Consider the following 20,869-nt stretch of genomic DNA (forward strand, 5'->3'; position numbering starts at 1 on the left):
CGGCGCTGCGCAAGCCATCGCTGCCGCGCCAGACATAATCAGCCGCGCTCTGCCGAGCATCAATCCGCCCCCGAACCGTTCCCCACAAACGGGAACATTATGCAACAGATCCGGGATATAAATGCAAGAACAGCCGGCTCATCGCCGGCCGACATCGTGATTGAGCCCTCTCTCACCAGAGGCGATCGCGAGACCGTCCGTCAACAGCCTATGCGACGCGCACGGGTAGCACTGAGAACCCGCTTGCCGGATAGAGGGCGATCTCCGGAGGCCGACCAGGCACGAGCGTGATCTGCTCCGTCCGCGTCAGCATTTCCTCCATGAGGACGCGAAGCTCGAGCCTCGCAAGATGCGCGCCCGGGCACACATGAATACCGCGGCCGTAAAGCAGGTTCTCGCCTGAATCGCGATCGAGCCGGAATTCATCCGGATCGCCGAAGACAGCCTCGTCGCGATTCGCCGAGGCCCACATGATCGTAATGCGTTCGCCTGCAGCAATCCGGCGCCCTCCGATCTCCACCGCTTTGGTCGTCCTCCGCCGGTTTGAGATCAGCGGCGCGTGCATGCGCAGGATCTCGTCGATGGCGGCCGCGAGGAGATGCAGATTGTTCCGGAGATGCTCTTGAATGCGCGGAGTATCCGCCAGGAAATGCACGAGGATGCCGACGCACGCCGCAATGGTGCCAAGCTCCCCAACGGTCCAATTGCGCAGGATGCTCACGATCTCTTCGTGGCTCAGCGGTTTGCTATCGACCCGTGTCCGCAGCAGATCCGTCGTGATGTCATCCGGCGCGTCGCTCCCGGCCACCCGTCGCTCCTCGAGCAGCGTCCTGATGTAGCCATCGAACTCGAGAGCGATCTCGGCCATCGCCTTGGTGTCTTTGGCCAAGGTCGCCTCATGGTTCTTTTGCGCCCACGAGAGCAGCGGCTCATGGAGCGCCGAAGGCCAGCCAAGAAAGGCACACTGGACCTGGACGGCGAAGGGCCGCGCCAGCCGGGACGCCAGGTCGATTTCCACGCCCTTGTCGAGGCCGGACACAAGATCGGCCGAAATCGTCCGGCAAAGCGGCTCGAATGCATTGACCCGCTCGGTCTCGAAGTGCCGCTCGACCACGCGCCGGTATGCCGTGTGCTGCGGCGGATCCATTCCGTTCGGCACGGAGAGATGGCTCGAGACGACGTTGCTGAATGCATGGTGGTCGTCCAAGACGCGCACCACATCCTGATGCCGGAATAGCGACCAGCCCAGGTAGTCGCTATAGGCCACCGGGCAACGGCCACGCATGGCATCGTAGGCTTTGATTTGGTTGGAAAGCACCTCGCCGGATCTAGGATCCCAATCCGGTTGCGACTTGTCTGGCGTACGGCTCACAATAATTCCCTGGCGGCATGCAGGCGCGCATCCTCGGATTGCGCCTTCCGGGCACCCCGTATCCCGTCACGGGTAAGCGGTCCTTAACCTAGCTCAAGCCACCGGTTCGCACCTCGGCACGAACAAGCGCGCTCGATCTTTGCCGCCCGATCTTTGCCGAATGCGCGATGCAGGACAGGCAGCGAAAGAATTGCGCCCCCTGTTAGAGTGCTTCCGAAAAATGGGAACCTATTTTCCGAGAAAAAGAACGATAAAACAAAACTGAGCCGTTCCGCGATTCCACTCGTAGCGGAACGGCTCTAGCTCATCGCAGACGTTACACAGGGGAACGCGTACCTTGAAGATGACGCCCAGAACGGCAAAGGTTGAGCAATGAACGACATCGTGCGCCGCGCTATCGTTATCGCGGCGGCTGCCATCGCCCTTTGGTATGGAGGCGGCTTCGTCCAGCGCTGGATCTACACGTCATACGACGCGCGCCCGATCACACCGCGCGGAGATCTCGCCGAATTCGAGCACACCTCCATCGATATCTTCCGCAAATCCGCGCCCTCCGTCGCCTACATCAGCACCATTCGCGCCCAGCGCGACATCTTCGGCAGCAGCACCGTGAGCGAGGGAGCCGGTTCCGGCTTCGTGTGGGACAAGGCGGGCCACATTCTCACCAACGCGCACGTCGTGAGCTCCGCGGACCAGGTGTTCGTTCGCTTTGGCTCCGACCGTCCGACCATTGCTCGGGTGGTCGGCGTGGCACCTGAGTATGACCTTGCAGTCCTGCGCATCAGCAGCCTTCCCTTCGAGCTCACGCCGCTGCCTCTCGGCACCTCCTCGGACCTCATGGTGGGCCAGCAGGTCTACGCGATCGGCAGCCCGTTTGGCCTCGACAGAACGTTGACGACGGGTGTGATCAGCGCATTGAACCGGACGTTGCCGACAGCGACGGGACGGGAGATCACGGGCGTTATTCAGACCGATGCGGCAATCAATCCTGGCAACTCCGGGGGGCCCCTGCTCGATTCGGCAGGGCGGCTCGTCGGCATCAACACCGCCATCGCATCCTCTACCGGCGCCTACAGCGGCATCGGCCTTGCGGTGCCGGTGGATACGGTGAACCGCGTGGTTCCCCAGCTGCTGCGCAAAGGAAAGGTCGCGCGGCCGGGCATCGGCATTGCCGCCGCCTCACAGGAAATCGCCTCCCAGATCGGCCAGGATGGCGTGATCGTCATTGACGTGGCGCCCGGCGGCGCGGCCGACAAGGCGGGTATCGTCGGCGCCGATGTCGAGCGCGGCCTGCTGGGCGACATTATCGTCGCCGTGAACGGCAAAGACGTCTCATCCGTCGGGGAGCTGGCCCAGCAGCTCGAGCAGACCGGCATCGGCAAGACGGCCGAACTGACGGTCGTGCGCAACGGGCAACGCCGCCAGGTGAGGGTCGTGATCGAGGATTTGAACGAGCGCTGATGAGGTCGCTCGCGGCCGCATGCCAGATCATCAAGCTTCGGGACCGCTCAACCGAGCATCAGAAAACACAGTGTTTTCAATGAAAAAACAAGACATTGGCGACCCCGGCAGGATTTGAACCTGCGACCCCCAGATTAGGAATCTGGTGCTCTATCCGACTGAGCTACGGGGCCCGCACCTGACCTATCAAGATCCGGCTCCGGCCGCAATTTCATAAAGCTTCCGAATTCGAGGCGCCGGCCGCCACCAGAATGCCCCGCACCATCTCACCAAGCTCGCGCGGCAGGCGCCCAAGCTCCCGATGGCGAGCGACCAGGGTGAGTTTGCGCGAAATTTGAGGCCCCGGCAGCGGCGCCGTCACGAGTCGGGCGCTCCTCACCTCCGCTTCCTCGATGCAGAGCGGCGTCGTGATCGCAAACCCGCTTCCTGCGGCAACCATGGACGTCACGCCATAGGGCGTATCGAATTCGAACGAGCGGGGCGACACGATGCCAAGGCGGCGGATATGCGCCTCGATCTCGACCCCGGTCCGCGAGCGTGAGCTGAACCGGATCAGCGGCAGCCTCTGCGCGAGCTTGCGCAGCGACGCCACGGTGCGTGGCGCATCCGTGCCCGCCGGCAGCACCAGCATGTAGGGCTCCTTGGCGAGCTGCCAGCGTTCAAGGCCCGCCCACGTCTCGAGGTCATCGACGCCGAGGAAAAGATCGAGCCGCCGCGTCAGGAGATCGCTCGCGTGAGAGGCCGTGAGCCCCGACAGGATCGACACCTCGTCGGCCTTCGTCGCGAGATAGCTTGCAAGCGGCTCCGTCAGCGCGCGCGAGAGCGAATCGACAAGTCCGACCCGGATCAAGGGCAGCTTGCCATGCTTGGTCTCGCGGAGGAGCGGACCAATCTGGCGCGCCTCCGCGATCAGGGCCGCCGCCCGCTGGCGCAAAAGGCCACCGGCAACCGTCACGGCAAGGGGGCGCACCGTCCGGTCGAAGAGATCGAACCCGAGCTTGCGCTCGAGATCTCCAATGGCGAGCGAGACGGCCGGCTGCGTGAGCCCAAGCTCGCGCGCCGCCGACGACATGGCGCCGCTGTCACAGACGGCAAGGAAGATCTCGAGCGATCTGAGGTCAAACGGGAGCGTAGGAGGCGGTTCGCGCATGGGCACATACTATAAGTCAAACTTATATGGCCCACAACGCCCCTGGCTCCTAAGCTCGCGACATCCGTGACGAGGAGCGAGAGCCGCATGTCGGGCACCCGTTATTCCATCTTCTCCGTTTTGCGCGAAGCCTTGCGCGGGCACACGGGCTGGGGCCCGGCCTGGCGAAACGCTGATCCGAAATCCGACTACGACGTCGTGATCGTCGGCGGCGGCGGGCATGGCCTCGCAACAGCCTATTACCTAGCCAAGAGTTACGGTCCGCTGCGCATCGCCGTGCTCGAAAAGGGCTGGATCGGCGGCGGCAACGTCGGACGCAACACCACCATCGTCCGCTCCAACTACATGCTGCCGGGCAACATCCCCTTCTACGAGTTGTCCATGAAGCTGTGGGAGGGCCTCGAACAGGACCTCAACTACAACGCCATGGTCAGCCAGCGTGGTGTCCTGAACCTTTACCATTCGGACGGCCAGCGTGACGCCTTCGCACGCCGCGGCAACGCCATGCGCCTGCACGGCGTCGACGCCGAGTTGCTGGATCGCGAGGACGTGCGCCGGATGCTGCCGTTCCTCGATTTCGACAATGCGCGCTTCCCGATCCACGGCGGCCTGCTCCAGCCCCGCGGCGGAACCGTGCGCCACGACGCCGTCGCCTGGGGCTATGCACGCGCCGCCGACAGGCTCGGCGTCGACATCATTCAGAACTGCGAAGTGAAGGGCTTTAAGCGCGAGGGCGGCCGCGTCACCGGCGTCGAGACGTCTCGCGGCTTCATCGGGGCCAAGAAGATCGGCCTCGCCGTCGCCGGTAGCACGTCGCGCGTTGCCGCAATGGCGGACCTGCGCCTTCCCATCGAGAGCCACGTGCTGCAGGCCTTCGTCACTGAGGCCATCAAGCCGTTCGTCGATTGCGTGGTGACCTTCGGCGCCGGCCATTTCTACATGAGCCAGTCCGACAAGGGCGGCCTCGTGTTCGGCGGCGACCTCGACGGCTACAATACCTATGCGCAACGCGGCAACCTGCCCGTCGTGGAGGACGTCTGCGAAGGCGGCATGGCCTTGATCCCGCGCATGGGCCGCGTGCGCCTGCTGCGCCACTGGGGCGGCATCATGGACATGTCGATGGATGGCAGCCCCTACATCGACAAGACACCGATCGAAGGCCTCTATCTCAATGCTGGCTGGTGCTACGGCGGCTTCAAGGCGACGCCGGCTTCCGGCACCTGCTTCGCTCATCTCATCGCGCGCGACGAGCCCCATCCCGTAGCGCGCGGCTACAGGCTCGACCGCTTCGCGACCGGCCATGCCATCGACGAGAAGGGCATGGGCCCGCAACCGAACCTCCACTGACGCGCCAACGAACAGGAAAGACCAAGCGATGCGAATCGCATGTCCCCACTGCGGCGAACGCAGCCTCGACGAGTTTCTCTACTCGGGCGACGCAACCGTCAAACGGCCGAATTTCGAAAGCCCGACGGCGATGGAGGAATTCGTTGCGTACACCTTCGTGCGCACGAATCCGCCCGGCATGCACCGTGAGCTCTGGTATCACGCTGCCGGCTGCCATTCCTGGCTGGTCGTGACGCGCAACGTCTCGACCCACGCCATCGCCTCCGTCGAGCTGGCGCGCGACGTCGCGCTCGCTGAGAAATCCGCAACGAAGGACAGCGCATAATGGCAACCGGAGATCGCATCGGATTTGACCGGCAGCCCAATCGCCTTCGCACGGGCGGCCTGATCGACCGGAGCTGCACGTTTCACTTCACCTTCGATGGGCACACCTACGTCGGCCACCCAGGCGACACGCTCGCGTCGGCGCTGCTCGCCAACGGCGTGATTCTCGCCGGGCGCTCGTTCAAGTACCACCGCCCGCGCGGCATCCTTTCCGCCGGCTCCGAGGAGCCGAGCGCACTCGTCGAGCTGCGCGAAGGCGCGCGCCGCGAGCCGAACACGAAGGCCACCGTGGCGGAGCTCTACGACGGCCTCACCGCGACGAGCCAGAACCGCTGGCCTTCCCTTCGCCTCGACCTGATGGCCGTCAACTCGCTGCTGTCGCCCGTCTTCGTCGCCGGCTTCTACTACAAGACCTTCATGTGGCCGGCAGCCCTCTGGGAGAAGTTGTACGAGCCGATGATCCGCCGCGCCGCGGGCCTCGGGCGCGCGTCCGACGAAAACGATCCCGATACCTACGAGAAGGCCAACGCCTTCGCGGATGTCCTGATCATCGGCGGCGGTCCGGCAGGGCTTGCGGCCGCGCAGGTGGCTGCCCGCAGCGGTGCGCGCGTCATCCTGGTGGATGAGAATGCCGCCCTCGGCGGCCGCGCCCTCGACGATGCGTCGGAGATCGACGGCAAGCCGGCTGCGGACTGGGTGAAGTCCGTTGAGGCCGAACTGTCGAGCCATCCTGAGGTTCGGATCCTCCGCCGCACGACGGCGTTCGGCACCTATGACGGCGGCACCTACGGCGCCCTCGAGCGGGTGAGCGACCACGTCTATCGCCCGGCGCCTGGCGTTCCGCGCCAGCGCCTGTGGCGAATCGCGGCGAAGAAAGTTGTGCTCGCCGCCGGAGCCACCGAGCGGCCGATCGTATTCGGCGGCAACGATCGCCCCGGCGTCATGCTTGCCGGCGCCGTGCGCACCTACATCAACCGTTTCGGCGTCGCCCCCGGCCGGCGCGTGGTTGTCTTCACCAACAACGACTATGGCGCGACCACCGTGCGCGATCTCCAGCGCGCCGGCGTCGATGTCGTGGCCCTCGTCGACAGCCGCAGAACCGTCTCCGAAGCCGTGAGCCGCCTCGCCGGCGAAACCGGCACGCGCCTGCTCTCGGGCGCCGTCGTCACCGGCACGCGCGGGAGGTCGCGCGTCAGGGGCGTAAGCGTCCGCACAGCCGACGGCCAGACGCTCTCGCTCCACTGCGATCTCGTCGCCGTCTCCGGCGGCTGGAACCCGAATATCCAGCTCACGACGCATCTTGGCAGCAAGCCGGTCTGGAATGAGCGCCTCTGCGCGTTCCTCCCGGGTCCGCTACCAGCGGGTATGTCCGTCGCTGGCGCCGTGGGCGGCGACGTGACGCTCGACAAGGCGCTTGCGGCAGGCAACGCCGCGGGCGCGGCGGCGGCAGCCGAAAGCGGCCACAGAGCCCCGTCCGTCCCCGTACCTCTCGCCATTGGCGAGAGCGATGCCATCGAGCCGATGTGGCGCGTCGCGAAACCGGACGGCAAGGCGTTCGTCGATCACCAGAACGACGTCACCGACAAGGATATCGAACTCGCCGAGCGGGAAGGCTTCCGCGCCGTCGAGCATTTGAAGCGCTACACGACGCTCGGCATGGCCACGGACCAGGGCCGCACCGCCAACGTCAACGCACTCGCCATCATGTCCGAGATCACGGGTCGCTCCATCCCCGAGACGGGCATCACAGTGGCGCGTCCGCCCTATTCGCCGGTCTCCTTAGGCGCGATCGCTGGCCATCACCGCGGCAAGAGCTTTAAGGCGACGCGCCACCCGCCGTCCTATCGCTTTGCCAAGGAGCAAGGGGCCAAGTTCGTCGAGGCCGGCCTGTGGCTGCGCCCGAGCTACTTCCCCCGCCCGGGTGAGCGGGACTGGCTCGAGACGGTCTCGCGCGAGGTGACGACGGTGCGCAATTCCGTCGGCATCTGCGACGTCTCGACTCTTGGCAAGGTCGATGTTCAGGGGCCGGATGCCGGCGTCTTCCTCGACCGCATCTATATGAACGGCATGAAGACGCTCGCCGTCGGCAAGGCGCGCTATGGCGGCATGCTGCGCGAGGACGGCATCCTGATGGATGACGGAACCGCGGCCCGCTTCGGCGAGAACCATTACTTCATCACCACGACGACCGCGAACGCCGTCAAGGTGGTGCAGCACATGGAATACTGCGCCCAGTGGCTGTGGCCCGAGCTCGACGTACAGATCGTCTCCGCCACCGAGCAGTGGGCGCAATACGCGATCGCGGGCCCGAAATCGCGCGCGCTGCTGCAGAAAATCGTCGATCCCGCCTTCGACATCTCGGATGAGGGCTTCCCCTATATGGGTGTCGGCGAGATCACGGTTTGCGGCGGCACCAAGGCACGCCTCTACAGGCTCTCCTTCTCGGGCGAGCGCGCTTACGAGCTCGGCGTCCCCGCTCGTTATGGCGACGCGCTGATCCGCCGCCTGATGGAAGCTGGCGAGGAATTCGGTGCCTGCTCCTATGGCACGGAGGCGCTTGGCGTCATGCGCATCGAGAAGGGCCACATCAGCGGACCCGAGCTCAACGGCACGACCACGCCCAAAGATGCCGGCCTCGGCGGCATGGTCGCGAAGAAGAAGGACTTCATTGGCCACGTGCTCGGCAAGCGGCCCGGCCTGCTCGACGCAGAGCGCCCGACGCTCGTCGGCTTCCGCCCGGTGGACCGCTCGGCCAAGCTGCGCTCCGGCGCGCACTTCATCGCCCGCGATGCGGTACCGAGCGCAGAAACCGACGAAGGCTTCATGACGTCGGTCGCCTATTCGCCTTCCAACGGGCATTGGATCGGGCTCGGGTTCTTGAAGCGCGGGCCGGAGCGCATGGGCGAGATCGTGCGCGCCTACGATCCGGTGCGCGGCGGCGACACGCTGGTCGAAGTCGTTTCGACGGTATTTGTTGATCCCGAAGGAGGGCGCGTCCGTGGCTGAGCTCACACTTTCACCAAGATCCGCATTCCTCGAATGGCATCCGCTGGCGACACGGGAGCTCACCGTCTCCGCGCTCGAAAATCTGACGATGGCGAGCTTCGCTGCCTACCGCGGCAAGGAAGACGCCCTCCGCGAGGCCATCAGCGCCACATACGGCGCCGTGCTTCCCGATGGCGCCGCCCGCGTCACCGGCAACGGCATCGCCTTCGTGTGGGCGGGCCCCGGCCAATGGCTCGCCATTGCCGAGCGCCAGGATGGCCGCGACCTCGAGATGGAACTCAGGGCGCATCTCGCCGGCATCGCGTCGGTGGTCGATCATTCGGACGGGCGCGTCGTCGTGCGCATCTCGGGGCCGAAGGCACGGGCCGTGCTGGCCAAAGGTGTGCCGATCGATCTCCATCCCCGTGCCTTCTCACCAGGCAGCGTCGCAATCACGCACGCTAGTCACATCGGCATCATTCTGTGGCAAACGGATGAAGCGCCCACATATGAGGCTGCTATGTTCCGGAGCTACGCGGACAGCTTCGCCCACTGGCTGTTCGAGTCCGCGGCCGAGTACGCCTCGGCGAACACCTGAACACACACGTAAAGGAGATACGGCATGAGCGGACGCATCGGCTTTCGCGTCGGAGAGGCCCTTGTCGCAGGCGGCCCTCCGGGCACGGCTGCAGAGCCCGAGGTCGCCATCGGCGAGCTGGATGGCCCGTTCGGAACGGCCTTCGCAAATCTGCTCGGCAACCAGGTCGCCGGTCACAGCCGCGTTCTGGCATTGCTCAACACCGACGTCATGGTGCGCCCAGCCACCATCTGCGTCAGCAAGGTAACGGTCACCAATGAGCGCTACACCAACATCCTGATGGGCACCGTCCAGTACGCGACCGCAATGGGCGTGCTCGATGCCGTTCGTGCTGGTGACATCCCGAAGGAGAAAGCCAACGATCTCGGCATCATCGTGTCGCTGTGGCTCAACCCCTCGGTCGCCACCATCGACAATCTCGACCACAAAGTCCTGTTCGATATCCACCGCGAAGCGACGACGCGCGCCATCCACAAGGCGATGAACAACGAGCCTTCGATCGACTGGCTGCTCGAGAACCAGGACAAGATCGTCCACAAGTACTTCGAGCGTGGCCTCAAGGGCGAGATCTAAAATCTCGACAGAGCACGCATTGCACGCGCAAGGCGCCACTTGCACAAAGATCCAGAGCGCGGTCGCACGGCCGCGCTCTATCTGCGTTCGTAGATGATAATCGAGAGATAAATCGCGGGCAGCTCGATCAGCTTGTCGGGCCCGTGCAGCTCAGAAGAATCGAACATCATCGAATCCCCCGCCTCGAGCAGGTACGAGCGCTCGCCATGGGCATACGAAACCTTTCCGCTCAGCATGTAGATGAACTCGATGCCGGCGTGACGGAACTCCGTATAGGGCTCCGCATCCTTATGCAGTGAGATCAGATAGGGCTCGACCGCGATCTCGCCGCCAAGCGATTGCCCGAGCAGATGATAGTTGTGGCCGACCTTCGTGCCCCGCCGGCGGATGGCGACGCCCTCTCCCTTCTTGACGTAGGAGCAGCCTCGTCCGCGATCGTACGAAGCAAGCAGGCTCGTGAGCGGCAGATTGAGCGCCGACGCGAGAAGCTGCAGTGTCGAAAGAGAAGGCGAGATCTGCCCGTTTTCGATCTTCGACAGCATGCCGGTCGAAATATCGGCAACGGAAGCGAGCTCCGAGACGGTAAGCCCCGCGTGCTTACGATATTCACGCACCTGAACGCCGATGGCATTCTCCAGCGTTCTCGCGACGATATCGGGCGCTCCAGAACCAGTGGTCAAATCCGCGGCTTTCGCCCGCGTACTCGCCTTCTTCGGCGTCGTCTTCGGCTTGCGCATGGCTATGGTCTGCTCGCTGAACAAAATCCAATATAATAGCCCCGCAGCAGCGCTGCAGGAACGATCGGCATCGTACCGTCACAAAAAGCAACCCTCTGTGTAGCACCTCTACCGGAGGATGCAGAAGCCCCCGCAGAGATAGCGGAATAGGCAAAAGCAATGTTTCCTCTCAAGAATATTTATTGACAAATAGACAACCCTTCCGCATGATCGTCCGTGGGATGAGCGCTTGAAATTTGGTTATCCGTTTCCTCCCAAGCCACGTTTACCGTTTGGAGCTGCCTCTCTCTCCGACCCGAGTTCCCCTGGTTCCTGGGAGGGCAGAAAATCCAAACGGAATGACTGGGGCCCAAGCACAACCGCTTGGGCTCCTTCTTTTTGCGATCCCGCCAACGTCGCGTCTTGACGGAACCGCGTCCGTGGCGATGCTCGCACCATGCTGACCCTCTCTCTCCTCCGCCACGCCAAATCGAGCTGGGACAACCCCGAGCTCTGCGATCACGAGCGTCCGCTTGCCAAGCGCGGCATCAAGGCGGCGCCGCTGCTGGCGAAGTTCATGCGGCAGGAAAAGCTAAGACCGAACCTCGTCCTGTGCTCGGACGCCATGCGCACGCGCGCAACTCTCACGCTCCTGCTCTCCGAGCTGGGTCCGCCGCCGCCGGAAGTGGTTTACGACGATGCTTTGTACCTGGCTTCACCGCGCGCCATCCGCCGCGTGATCGCGGAGGCTGGGGCAGGCCACGCGCATGTGCTCGTCGTGGGGCACAATCCGGGCCTCTATGCCCTTGCCCTCGAGCTGGCCGGCGATGGCGATCGCAAGCTCCTTGCGCATCTGGCGCGTGAGTTTCCGACCGCGGCGCTCGCCGTCTATTCACTCGATGCGGAAAGCTGGAAAGACATGGAAACCGCGCGCGGCCATCTCGAGCACTTCACGACGCCACGCCGGCTCGAGAGCTGACGACCCGGCATCCGCAGCCTTCAAGGTCTTCGCGATCACGACGCGGCGTCGATCATCTCGTGCGATAGCCGCATGCAGCAGGTCAGCCCCTCGGCATCGAAGCTGATGCCCTCCGTCGGCGCCTTGCCATCGGCGAACGATGAGGCAAGCGTAAGCCCAAACCCGTAGTGGGATGGCGCCGGCGCGGGCTCCCCGCCCCTCTCTCTCCATTTCACCTCGAGATAGCGCTCGGGTCCTGCGCCCTTGAGGGCCCACTCGATCGCGACCTTGCCGTTGCATGAGCGCAGCGCGCCGTGCTGAAGCGCATTGGCGGCCAGCTCATGCAGCGCCAGCATGAACGTCTGCGCCACCGATCGCGCAAGTTTTACCGGAGGCCCATGCGCCGACGATCTGTCCGCGATATCGGCAAGCAGCGCCTCCACGGCTGGTGCGAGATCAATCCATTCCCCGTCACCGGCCGCAATCCTTTGATGCGCCCGGGCAAGCGCTCGGAAGCGCCCCGTCAGCACCTCTCGCATCTCCGCCACGTCCCGCCCGTCTCTGATCGTGCGCAACGCAAGAGATTGCAGGACCGCAAGGAGATTCTTGCTGCTATGAGCCTGGGCCGCAAGCTGAGCGCGCAGCGTGCCCGCGGTGGTCCGCTCCACGTCGATCTCCGCGTCCAGGCGGCCCACCTCCGAGACCAGCTTTGCGAGCTTTGCCCTTTCCGCAGCCAGCTCCGCCTTGGCACGCCGGAGTTCGAGAAGACAGGCGACCCGCTGGGTGAGCAGCTCCCTTACAAAGGGCGCCGGCACGAATTCATAGGCTCCGTCCAGCCCCTCACCGGGGATGAAGTCCTCCGGCATCTCGCCCGACACCACGATGACGCCGCCATGGCTGGGCCGCGTTTCCGAGATCGCAAGCCCAGCAAGTTCGGTGCGAACTTGCCTCTCCCAGCCATCGACATGCAGGATCACGAAGGCAAAGCGATCGGCGCGCAGGCGCGTCCTCGCATCCTCGCCGGGCACGATCGTCACGACCTGCCCTCCGAGCGCGCCGAGGAGATCCCGATAGAGCGTGTGGCGCCGAGGCTCGGGATCGACCACAAGAAAATTAACTGGTGCGTCTGCACCCGGCATAATGAGTCTGCCTCACGGTCAACGGCACGCGGCCTAGCACCCCGTGCCATGAGCTTGAGCATCCCCCGGAACCGCCCGGAACGAGACCCGAGCGCCCCAAGCCCGATCATCTGAGATGCGAGCCTGCGGCTACGCATCGAAAGGGCTTCTAAGCAGGGCCTGCGGAGCGGTTCCCGCTGCACATCCTGCCCCCGTGAAGTATGAGCGCGTGTCAGGCGCCCGGCGCCACCAGATCGTTCACCAAGCGTCGCACGACGTCGAAATCAAACGGCTTGGATACGGTCATGCGCTCACGAAACGCGTCGGGCATGGCCTGAGTGCCATGGCCGGTGGCGAAGGCGAAGGGAATGCCCCGCTGACCGAGCGCCTCCGCCACTTTGAAGCAATCATGATCGCCGAGGGTCACGTCGAGGATTGCCGCATCGATCGGGGTCGATGCCACGAGCTCGAGGGCCTGTCCTTCGGAATGGGCCGGACCGACCGTCTCGTGACCATACTCGGCGAGGAGCTCACTCAGCATCATCGCGATGAGAGCTTCATCGTCGACAACCAGCACACGCGCCATTTCAAATCACCTTATGTGCTCAGCCGCCCGACGGGCGAGCCGCGCACTGCCACCTACAGATGAATCTGTGGACCACCCGCGAGCATTGCGCAACGCATAATTAATTCCCGCGCGGGCGCGAAAAACACGCGCCGGCACCCCGTTCCACGCCGCTCCCACAGAGCACCATGACGACGGCGGACATAGAACGGGCTCACGCGATCAAGGCCTGGCGGCCCGGTCCGCTGCCGCGGCGGCTGAAGGGACCACTTTCGCTCCGCCTTCCGCTCCGAGCGCCGATGAGGCATCGGGGACATGGGCGTTCGTGCCGAAGAACAAGGCCTGGCTGACGAGCGCGCGCACCGTGTTCGGCTCAAAAGGCTTCGTGATAAGGAAGGTGGGCTCGGGACGCTCTCCCGTGAGGAGCCGCTCCGGAAAAGCTGTAATGAAAATGACCGGAAGGTTGAGCCCGAGAAGGATCTCGTTGACGGCATCCAGCCCCGAGCTTCCGTCCGCGAGGTGGATATCCGCGAGCACAAGCCCCGGCCTTTTCTTTTTCACCTCGGCGATGGCCTCGCGATGTGTGCGCGCTACCCCCGAAACCCGGTGACCCAGGCCCTTCACGAGAGCCTCGAGATCCATCGAAATCAAGGGCTCGTCCTCGATGATCAGAACGTCCGTCGCGGTTTGCTCGGCGATCTGCTCGCCTGCTTCCTCGATGAGCCGGGTCACCTCGTCCGCGGTGCAATCAAGAATTTCCGCGATCTGCGGCGTGGTGAACCCCTCGACGGATGCGAGCAGGAAAGCCTGCCGGGGCAGCGGCGTGATCGCCTCCAGGCTGCGGTCCGCCTGGCTCTTGGGCGCGATGGAGTCTCGGTTGAGGCTGATTGAGTTCCAGACCCTAAGGAAGCACCTGTAGAGTCCCACTCGCTTCGCTTGGCTCTCCGGAAAGCTTTGTGGGTCCGCGACCAGCGTTTCCAGCACCGCGACGACATAGGCGTCCCCGCTCTCCTGGCTCCCGGTCAGCGCACGCGCGAAACGCCTCAAATACGGTAGCTGAGGCGCAATCGTCTCTGCAAGCGACATTGGTATCTCCCTACTGAGCAGACCTGAATGGGGCTGCGACCCTGTGCTGCTAAACGCTCAGCAAAATCGGAAAGTTCCGAACGAGATATCGCAGCGGGACCAATTACTAAGCTTCATCAACGTGCGTCGTGCTTAACGGCCGCGCGCGCCGAGGCACGGGAGGCGCCGGAGGAGCTTGACGCGCTGCCCTTGAGCTCATCGTCCCCGAGCAGCTCTACGAGGCGGTTGCGCGCCCGGTTGACGCGGCTCTTGATGGTCCCCACGGCGCAGCCGCAAATCTCGGCTGCCTCCTCATAGGAAAATCCTTCCGCCCCAACCAAAATCAGCGCTTCCCGCTGATCCGACGGAAGCCGCGCCAGCGCCGTGCGAAAATCGGCGAGGTCTAAATAGCCGTATTGTTCCGGCTGGACCGAGAGTGAATTCTGATACTGCTCATCCGGATCGTCCACCTCCCGCTTGAGCTTTCGATGCTGGGAAAAATAAACGTTGCGGAGAATGGTGAACAGCCAGGCTCGAAAGTTCGTCCCGGGGGTGAAGGAATCCCGGCTGTTCCACGCTTTGACGAGCGTTTCCTGTACGAGATCATCCGCGCGCTGCGCGTCGTTGGCGAAGGATCGCGCGAACGCCCGCAAATGAGGAATAGCCCCCACGAGAGACTGCTCGAAGTCCGGCGCTGCCATATTCAGTCCTTACGCTCCTCTCCGTCCTCGCTGGAGACGTCCCCCTCGGACTTTTTCAGCTGGTTGAGGAGTTGCAAGAATTTCTCCGGAACCTGCTCCCGCACGACCTCCTCGTAGCTCTCCCGCAGCTTGCGCCCGAGCGCGCCCTGGATCGCTTCGTCGATGTGCGCTGCCGGCTCCATATCCATGATGGCCTCTCGCATGATGCTCCGAGCCGGTTGAACGGATTTTGGCGTGGTCATCTCTTGTGGTTCCCTCGGAATGCTCATCCCCGCACGCCGGGTCATCAAGCGCCCGACTTTATTGGTCAACCTTATCAGTTACCCGTCATCTCGCGCGGCCGGCCTGCCGACCTTACACACATACCGATTTTCCCTCCGCGGCCCGCCGGCACAATCGACTTTACAATAAACGGCATAGCAAACAGCGAAAGTTCAGGCTCAAATTCTCTTCCTGAACCAAGCACCTGTAATTCTTAACGGAAAATTGGCGCATCGAGCCACCCTCGCTTTTCCACGACGCCCGGCCTGCACGCGCCCGCCCCCTCTAACGCACCTGTCCGGATTTCGGTTCCGGCGTCATTGCTTCTTTATTCTGCGGCCAAACGGCCCATTCGCCGGTCGGAACTCACGCGGAGCCTTCACGTTAGGAGCTGACGCGGCGGCTCCGACAAAAAGCGTGGAACGGACAGCCCCGCACAGACTTTACTTAAGGACAGCTGGCGCCTCCCGCACCCCCTCCCCGACCCTAGAGCACGGGTGGCGTCAAGCTCGTGGTGCCGGCGCGCACTCCCTCCCGATCATGCCGCCGGCACCACACCCCTCACCTTGCCTTCCCTTCCCCATCAGACAAAGCCGGGCTCCCTGCTCACCCTTGACAGGGAGCGCGGGGCAATGGAATCGCTATGTCGCACTGGATATAGCTCTTCAGGACCCTCATCCATGACCCTATCGGCTCGCCTCGTAGCCTGCGTGGTGGCTCTGTCCTTTGCCTTAGGATCGTCACTGGCCCGGGCCCAGGATACGCATCCCGCTACGAGTCCCGCAGTGGCGGCCAAGCCCGTCGTAGTTTTTGCCGCGGCAAGCCTGAAAAATGCCCTCGACCGCATCGCCGAGAGCTGGCACGCCGACACCGAAAAAAGGGCCACCTTGTCCTTCGCGGCCTCGTCGGCCCTGGCGCGGCAGATCGAATCCGGCGCACCCGCCGATCTGTTCATCTCGGCCGACCTCAAATGGATGGATTGGATAGCCGAGCGGAACCTGATCGATCCCGCCACTCGCAAAAACCTGCTGGGTAACACACTGGTGCTGATCGCCCCGAAGAGCAGCACGGCGTCGCTGGCCATCGAGCCCGGCTTCGCCCTCGCGCACGCGCTCGGGGATAACGGGCGCCTCGCTATGGGCGAACCGAACTCGGTGCCGGCCGGCATCTACGCAAAGGCCGCGCTCACCCACCTCGGCGTCTGGGACGCCATCGCACCCAAAATTGCCGGCGCTGAGAACGTTCGCGTCGCGCTTTCCTACGTCGCGCGCGGTGAGGCCCCATTCGGCATCGTTTACGCAACGGATGCCCGGAGCGAACCCGCCGTGCGGATCGTCGGCACCTTTCCGGCCGACAGCCATGGCCCTGTCATCTACCCGGTCGCGATCACGACATCCTCCCACAACGCGGAAGCACACACCTTCCTGGAGTTCCTCTCGAGCCACGCAGCCTCGGAAATTTTTGAGGACGAGGGCTTCACGGTCCTGAAGTAGGCCCCCGGTGCCGTTCGCTGGTGCGGCTCCACGGGCCCGCGAACGCACCTACACGCCGTCGAGATCGGACTCGAAAGCGGCAAGCTCGGCCCGCGCCGCTTCTGCGGCCCGATCCTCGATCCGCCTGTAAGCCGCAATGAGAGCGCGCCCGAAATCGGTGAGCTCGGCGCCGCCGCCCCGTGCGCCGCCGGCTGCGGTCGTCACCAGGGGACGCTTGAACAGCCGGCCCAACTCGTCGACGAGCAGCCAGGCACGGCGATAGGACATGCTGAGTTCACGCGCTGCTGACGAGATCGAGCCCGTACGCTCGATTGCCTCGAGAAGATCCGCCTTGCCCGGTCCAATCTTGCGCTCGTCAGGAAATACGATGCGGAGGCGCAATGTTGCGCGCGACAACGGCCCTCGCTCCGCAATCATCGTGCGGTGGATGACGCTCTTGCCCGGCTTGGGTTTACCAATCATCGTGCTCCGCCCCCTTGTCCCCTCACTCATCTCTTTTACAGCTCGCCATTTACCGAAGCGAGCCTACGAGTGTAGAGAGGCTCGGAGCCGGGGGCGAGAGGGCTTGGCAAGCCCAAGGGCCATGCAGGTCAAACATCGAGCAACCAACTAGCGAATTTGCAGCGAGGGTAAGCGAACGGAAAATGCTCTAGAATCCGCCATCGATTCCGTTGCCGACATAAAGAGACGCACACTCGGGAGAGGAACGAGAGAGTTTTGAGACACGAGGACATGGCCTGCAGACGGAAACGCCGCGATGCCCAATACGCACCGCCCTGACGATCTTGCAGAGATGGACGAAGAGGCGGCGAAACTGATCGCCTTTCTCACCAACCCCGCTTCGTTCCCCAACCGCCCCGACACCATCGAGATCATCGAGACACATGCCGCGCGCGTCATCCTGGCTGGCGATACGGCCTACAAGGTGAAGAAACGCGTCAAGCTGCCATTTCTCGACTTCACGACGCTCGCCGCGCGCGAGACGGCACTTGCCCGCGAGCTGGAGCTCAACCGCGACCAAGCGCCGGGGCTCTATCGCGGCCTCACGATGATCGGACGGCGCGCCGATGGTTCCCTCGCATGGCAGGAGGGCACTCCGACCGAGGCGGTCCTCGTCATGAATCGCTTCGAGCAGGACCAGCTTCTTGCACGCATCGCTGCCAGAGGTCCGCTTCCGCGTGAGGCGGGCAGGGCCCTGGCTGCCATGGCGGCCCGCTATCATCGCGCCGCACCACCGGCGATCGGGCTGTCCGGCGCCAGGATCATGCAGAAAACCCTGGAGGACCTTTCAGCCTCGCTCGTGGAAGCGGCGCCTGAGAGCCAAAAAGCACTCGCGGCAGAGTTCCGGGAGCTGAGCCTCTCCGAGGTCGGCCGGGTTGCCGGCCTTCTCGAGCAGCGGAGCCGCTCCGGATACGTGCGCCGCTGCCACGGCGATCTCCACCTCGGCAACATCGTCATGCTGGATGGCCACGTCGTTCCCTTTGATGCGCTGGAGTTCGACGAGAACCTCGCCACCATCGACGTCTTGTACGATCTGGCCTTCCTTCTCATGGATCTCGACGTGCGCGGCGATCGCGCCGCCGCCAACGTCGTGCTCAACACCTACGTCGGCATCGCACCCGTTGGCGAGGAAATCGAAGGCGTGGCGGCATTGCCGCTCTTTCTCGCCACGCGCGCGGCCATCCGCGGGCTCGTTGCCCTGCAAAGCGCGCTCCAGAAGCCTGCCGCGCAGCAGAGCGACGGCCTCATCGCTCGTGCCATATCCTACATGACCGCCGCCATACGCTATCTCAAACCCGTGCAGCCGGCGCTCATTGCGATCGGAGGTCTTTCAGGCACGGGCAAGTCGACGCTGGCCGCACGCCTCGCACCGATGCTCGAGCCCGCTCCCGGCGCCCTCGTGCTGCGCACGGACGTGGAGCGCAAGCAGATGTTCGACACGCCGGAGACAGAGCGATTGCCAAGCGAACATTATTCTGAGGAGGTTTCGGACCGGGTCTACGCGGTACTCTATGAAAAAGCCGAACGCGCCCTCGCCGCCGGACACAGCGTCATATTCGACGGCGTGTCCGCCAAGCCCGAGGAACGGGAAAGAATCCAGGCCATCGCATCGCGATTGGGCTCCCGTTTCCTTGGCCTTTGGCTCGAGGCGCCGCTCGCGACGCAGATCGCCCGCGTGGAGGCCCGCCGCGACGATGCTTCGGACTCGGACGCCGAGGTCGTACGGGCGCAGGCCTCGCGCGATCTCGGCCCGATCACGTGGATCCGCATCGATGCCGGCCAGACGTTCGATCGCACGTTCGCACAAGCCGAAGCGGCGTTGGCCGCAGCCGCCTGATCACGGCCGGAAAAGAGCCTGAAGCCGGCCTCGAATTCGCGTGCACGGGAACGGCTAGAGCCTGATCGTTCTCGGTGGATGCGGACACGCATTCTCCGAGAACGTGAATCAGTCTCTCAAATAAAAACTTAGAGCGCGTTCACGTTGCGCAATCCGATTCCGATAAAAGTGAACGCGCTCTAGGGGCCGGCCGATGCGGGCGCGGCCTCTGCGGACTACGCTGCCCGTCTGGATGCAGCTTTCTCGGCGGCCAGCCTGAGCGCTTCCGCCTGCTCGCCGAGGCGGCGTGCCGAGGCCAGCATCTGCGCGGCGGCAGAACCCGTTGAAGCGGCCGATTCCGAGAGGCCCACCGTGTTGGACGCAACATCCTCCGTGCCGCGCGCCGCTTCTTGCACGTTGCGCGCGATCTCGACGGTCGCCGCGCCCTGCTCCTCCACCGCGGCGGCAATCGTGTTGGCAATCAGGTCGATGGACTTGATGACCTCGCCGATGCTGCCGATCGAGCTCACGGCATCGGCGGTCGATCCCTGGATGGCATTGATCTGCGCCCCGATCTCGGCCGTCGCCTTGGCGGTCTGATTGGCGAGCGATTTGACTTCCTGCGCCACCACCGCAAATCCCTTTCCCGCCTCTCCCGCGCGTGCCGCCTCGATCGTAGCGTTGAGCGCCAGCAGGTTCGTCTGCCGCGCGATGTTGCTGATCAGCTCGACTACATCGCCAATCGCCTGGGAGGCTTGCGAGAGATCGCGGACCTTCTCAGAGGCCCCATCGGCCGTCGCGACAGCACGCCCCGCGACCTCCGTCGAGCCCGCCACCTGGCGCGATATTTCCTTCACCGAAGCAGAGAGTTCATCCGCAGCCGCCGCCACCGTGCGGACATTGACAGAGGCCTGCTCTGCCGCCGTCGCCACGGTGGCCGTCTGCTCCGTCGCCGAGCGTGCAGACATGGCAACGGAATCCGCCGCCCGCTCGAGCTCGATGGCCGTGTGCGCCACCGACCCCGCCATGGTCACGACCGCATCCGCGAGCGCGCTGAGCTCCCGTTGTCCCGCCTCGAGATACACCGACATGGCAAGCTCCATATCGAGCATCGCGGCCTTGAGCACCGCGCTTTGCAACGCCGCTCTCCGATCGACGCCCTTCCGGCCGGCCTGACCTTGCGGCATTCTGAGTGTGATCGCCTCAAAGAGCCCGCTCAAAAGGGCATTGTAGCTGCCAAGGTACCATTTGGGATCGAGCCCGATGCGATGATGCGTTTCGCCGATGCGCCTGATCGCGGCCTCGTAAGCGGTATCGAACTTCGCGCTCAGAATGATCTCCCAATGCTGCCGTTGCGCATTCCTGGCACCGGTCATCATGTCCCGGGACTTGAAGAAAGCGGCCGTCTCGGGAAAAGCGAGGATGTGCGAGTAAAATCCTTCGAGAACACCTGGAAGCTCAGACACGAGGAATTCCTTGTACTCCTGCAGGAGCAACCGGGTCTCGTCATCAATGCGGTTGAACGACAGCCGCACCGCCATGGCGTTATTCGCGCTCATATTTCCCCTCTTTTTTATTCCTGAGAACGCTTCCCTGGAAAGCCAGGCCACCTACCTCTGCAATTCGCAAGATCAATTAAATGTCGAAAATATAACTATTTCATATTCTATATTTCATTCAATCTATCCGATGCTGAGCGAAGGAATGATATTTTATCCAATTTAATTCGTAACTTGGCGGCAATGCCTCCCGCACGCGGCAAGCATTCCGCTGAGTCGCGCGAAAAAACAAGATCAACCCGTAAAAACCACCCCGAAGCCGGCCTTCGGAACTCGGAATTAAAAAATAGGAGAAAACAAAAACCG

At 63.8% G+C, this 20,869-nt stretch carries 19 protein-coding genes and 1 tRNA gene; 9 read left to right on the plus strand and 11 right to left on the minus strand.

Translation table 11 applies throughout. The annotated features are described in order from the left end of the window. Positions 1-208: 208 nt before the first annotated feature. Positions 209-1,372: a cytochrome P450 gene (locus V7P99_RS03770; protein ID WP_333793451.1), complete on the minus strand. Its 1,164-nt coding sequence runs from the start codon at positions 1,370-1,372 to the stop codon at positions 209-211. Positions 1,373-1,744: 372 nt separating this feature from the next. Between V7P99_RS03770 and V7P99_RS03775 the strand changes: the two genes are divergently transcribed. Then, entirely contained in the window at positions 1,745-2,833 is a 1,089-nt protein-coding gene (locus V7P99_RS03775; RefSeq protein ID WP_333793452.1) for a S1C family serine protease, read from the plus strand. 96 nt (positions 2,834-2,929) lie between these two features. On the opposite strand, the gene V7P99_RS03780 is transcribed toward V7P99_RS03775, so the two are convergent. Continuing rightward, positions 2,930-3,006, minus strand: a tRNA-Arg gene (locus V7P99_RS03780). Between the two features lie 38 nt (positions 3,007-3,044). After that, complete coding sequence (locus V7P99_RS03785; protein ID WP_333793453.1) at positions 3,045-3,983, minus strand: LysR family transcriptional regulator; 939 nt, start codon at positions 3,981-3,983, stop codon at positions 3,045-3,047. Positions 3,984-4,070: 87 nt separating this feature from the next. On the opposite strand from V7P99_RS03785, the gene V7P99_RS03790 reads away from it, so the two are divergent. From V7P99_RS03790 to fae, 5 genes are read left to right on the plus strand one after another with little or no spacing between them, the layout of a single operon-like run. After that, the gene (locus V7P99_RS03790) at positions 4,071-5,330 is read left to right on the plus strand and encodes a sarcosine oxidase subunit beta family protein (RefSeq protein ID WP_333793454.1); all 1,260 of its coding nucleotides are present in this window, start codon (positions 4,071-4,073) and stop codon (positions 5,328-5,330) included. Positions 5,331-5,358: 28 nt separating this feature from the next. Next, a complete protein-coding gene (locus tag V7P99_RS03795; protein ID WP_333793455.1) occupies positions 5,359-5,655 on the plus strand; it encodes a sarcosine oxidase subunit delta in 297 nt (98 codons plus the stop codon). Next, a complete protein-coding gene (locus V7P99_RS03800) occupies positions 5,655-8,660 on the plus strand; it encodes a sarcosine oxidase subunit alpha family protein (RefSeq protein ID WP_333793456.1) in 3,006 nt (1,001 codons plus the stop codon). Before V7P99_RS03795 ends, V7P99_RS03800 begins: the two co-directional genes overlap by 1 nt. Beyond that, positions 8,653-9,237: a sarcosine oxidase subunit gamma gene (locus V7P99_RS03805; protein ID WP_333793457.1), complete on the plus strand. Its 585-nt coding sequence runs from the start codon at positions 8,653-8,655 to the stop codon at positions 9,235-9,237. Before V7P99_RS03800 ends, V7P99_RS03805 begins: the two co-directional genes overlap by 8 nt. A 24-nt stretch (positions 9,238-9,261) precedes the next feature. Further along, positions 9,262-9,810, plus strand: a complete 549-nt coding sequence (fae, locus tag V7P99_RS03810; RefSeq protein WP_333793458.1) for a formaldehyde-activating enzyme — start codon at positions 9,262-9,264, stop codon at positions 9,808-9,810. A gap of 77 nt (positions 9,811-9,887) precedes the next feature. Here fae and V7P99_RS03815 read toward each other — a convergent pair whose 3' ends face one another. After that, positions 9,888-10,547: a helix-turn-helix domain-containing protein gene (locus tag V7P99_RS03815; protein ID WP_333793459.1), complete on the minus strand. Its 660-nt coding sequence runs from the start codon at positions 10,545-10,547 to the stop codon at positions 9,888-9,890. Positions 10,548-10,983: 436 nt separating this feature from the next. On the opposite strand from V7P99_RS03815, the gene V7P99_RS03820 reads away from it, so the two are divergent. Then, positions 10,984-11,505, plus strand: a complete 522-nt coding sequence (locus V7P99_RS03820; RefSeq protein ID WP_333793460.1) for a SixA phosphatase family protein — start codon at positions 10,984-10,986, stop codon at positions 11,503-11,505. Between the two features lie 35 nt (positions 11,506-11,540). Here V7P99_RS03820 and V7P99_RS03825 read toward each other — a convergent pair whose 3' ends face one another. From V7P99_RS03825 to V7P99_RS03845, 5 genes are all read right to left on the minus strand, one after another. After that, the gene (locus tag V7P99_RS03825; RefSeq protein WP_333793461.1) at positions 11,541-12,623 is read right to left on the minus strand and encodes an HWE histidine kinase domain-containing protein; all 1,083 of its coding nucleotides are present in this window, start codon (positions 12,621-12,623) and stop codon (positions 11,541-11,543) included. 211 nt (positions 12,624-12,834) lie between these two features. Beyond that, entirely contained in the window at positions 12,835-13,188 is a 354-nt protein-coding gene (locus V7P99_RS03830; protein ID WP_333793462.1) for a response regulator, read from the minus strand. Between the two features lie 201 nt (positions 13,189-13,389). Beyond that, entirely contained in the window at positions 13,390-14,253 is an 864-nt protein-coding gene (locus tag V7P99_RS03835) for a response regulator (protein ID WP_333793463.1), read from the minus strand. 116 nt (positions 14,254-14,369) lie between these two features. Next, complete coding sequence (locus tag V7P99_RS03840; protein WP_333793464.1) at positions 14,370-14,933, minus strand: sigma-70 family RNA polymerase sigma factor; 564 nt, start codon at positions 14,931-14,933, stop codon at positions 14,370-14,372. 2 nt (positions 14,934-14,935) lie between these two features. Next, positions 14,936-15,136, minus strand: a complete 201-nt coding sequence (locus V7P99_RS03845; protein ID WP_333793465.1) for a NepR family anti-sigma factor — start codon at positions 15,134-15,136, stop codon at positions 14,936-14,938. 738 nt (positions 15,137-15,874) lie between these two features. On the opposite strand from V7P99_RS03845, the gene modA reads away from it, so the two are divergent. Further along, positions 15,875-16,687: a molybdate ABC transporter substrate-binding protein gene (modA, locus tag V7P99_RS03850; RefSeq protein ID WP_333793466.1), complete on the plus strand. Its 813-nt coding sequence runs from the start codon at positions 15,875-15,877 to the stop codon at positions 16,685-16,687. 48 nt (positions 16,688-16,735) lie between these two features. Here modA and V7P99_RS03855 read toward each other — a convergent pair whose 3' ends face one another. Continuing rightward, positions 16,736-17,149 (minus strand): winged helix-turn-helix domain-containing protein, encoded by a 414-nt coding sequence (locus tag V7P99_RS03855; protein ID WP_333793467.1) that lies wholly within the window; start codon positions 17,147-17,149, stop codon positions 16,736-16,738. A 295-nt stretch (positions 17,150-17,444) separates the two neighbouring features. Here V7P99_RS03855 and V7P99_RS03860 point away from each other — a divergent pair, with 295 nt between their 5' ends. Further along, positions 17,445-19,025 (plus strand): bifunctional aminoglycoside phosphotransferase/ATP-binding protein, encoded by a 1,581-nt coding sequence (locus V7P99_RS03860; RefSeq protein WP_333793468.1) that lies wholly within the window; start codon positions 17,445-17,447, stop codon positions 19,023-19,025. Positions 19,026-19,240: 215 nt separating this feature from the next. Here the strand turns inward: V7P99_RS03860 and V7P99_RS03865 are convergent, their stop codons facing one another. Then, positions 19,241-20,563, minus strand: a complete 1,323-nt coding sequence (locus tag V7P99_RS03865; protein ID WP_333793469.1) for a globin-coupled sensor protein — start codon at positions 20,561-20,563, stop codon at positions 19,241-19,243. Positions 20,564-20,869: the final 306 nt, after the last annotated feature.

The sequence above is a fragment of the Hyphomicrobium sp. genome, from assembly GCF_036780825.1.
Taxonomy (GTDB): domain Bacteria; phylum Pseudomonadota; class Alphaproteobacteria; order Rhizobiales; family Hyphomicrobiaceae; genus Hyphomicrobium_C.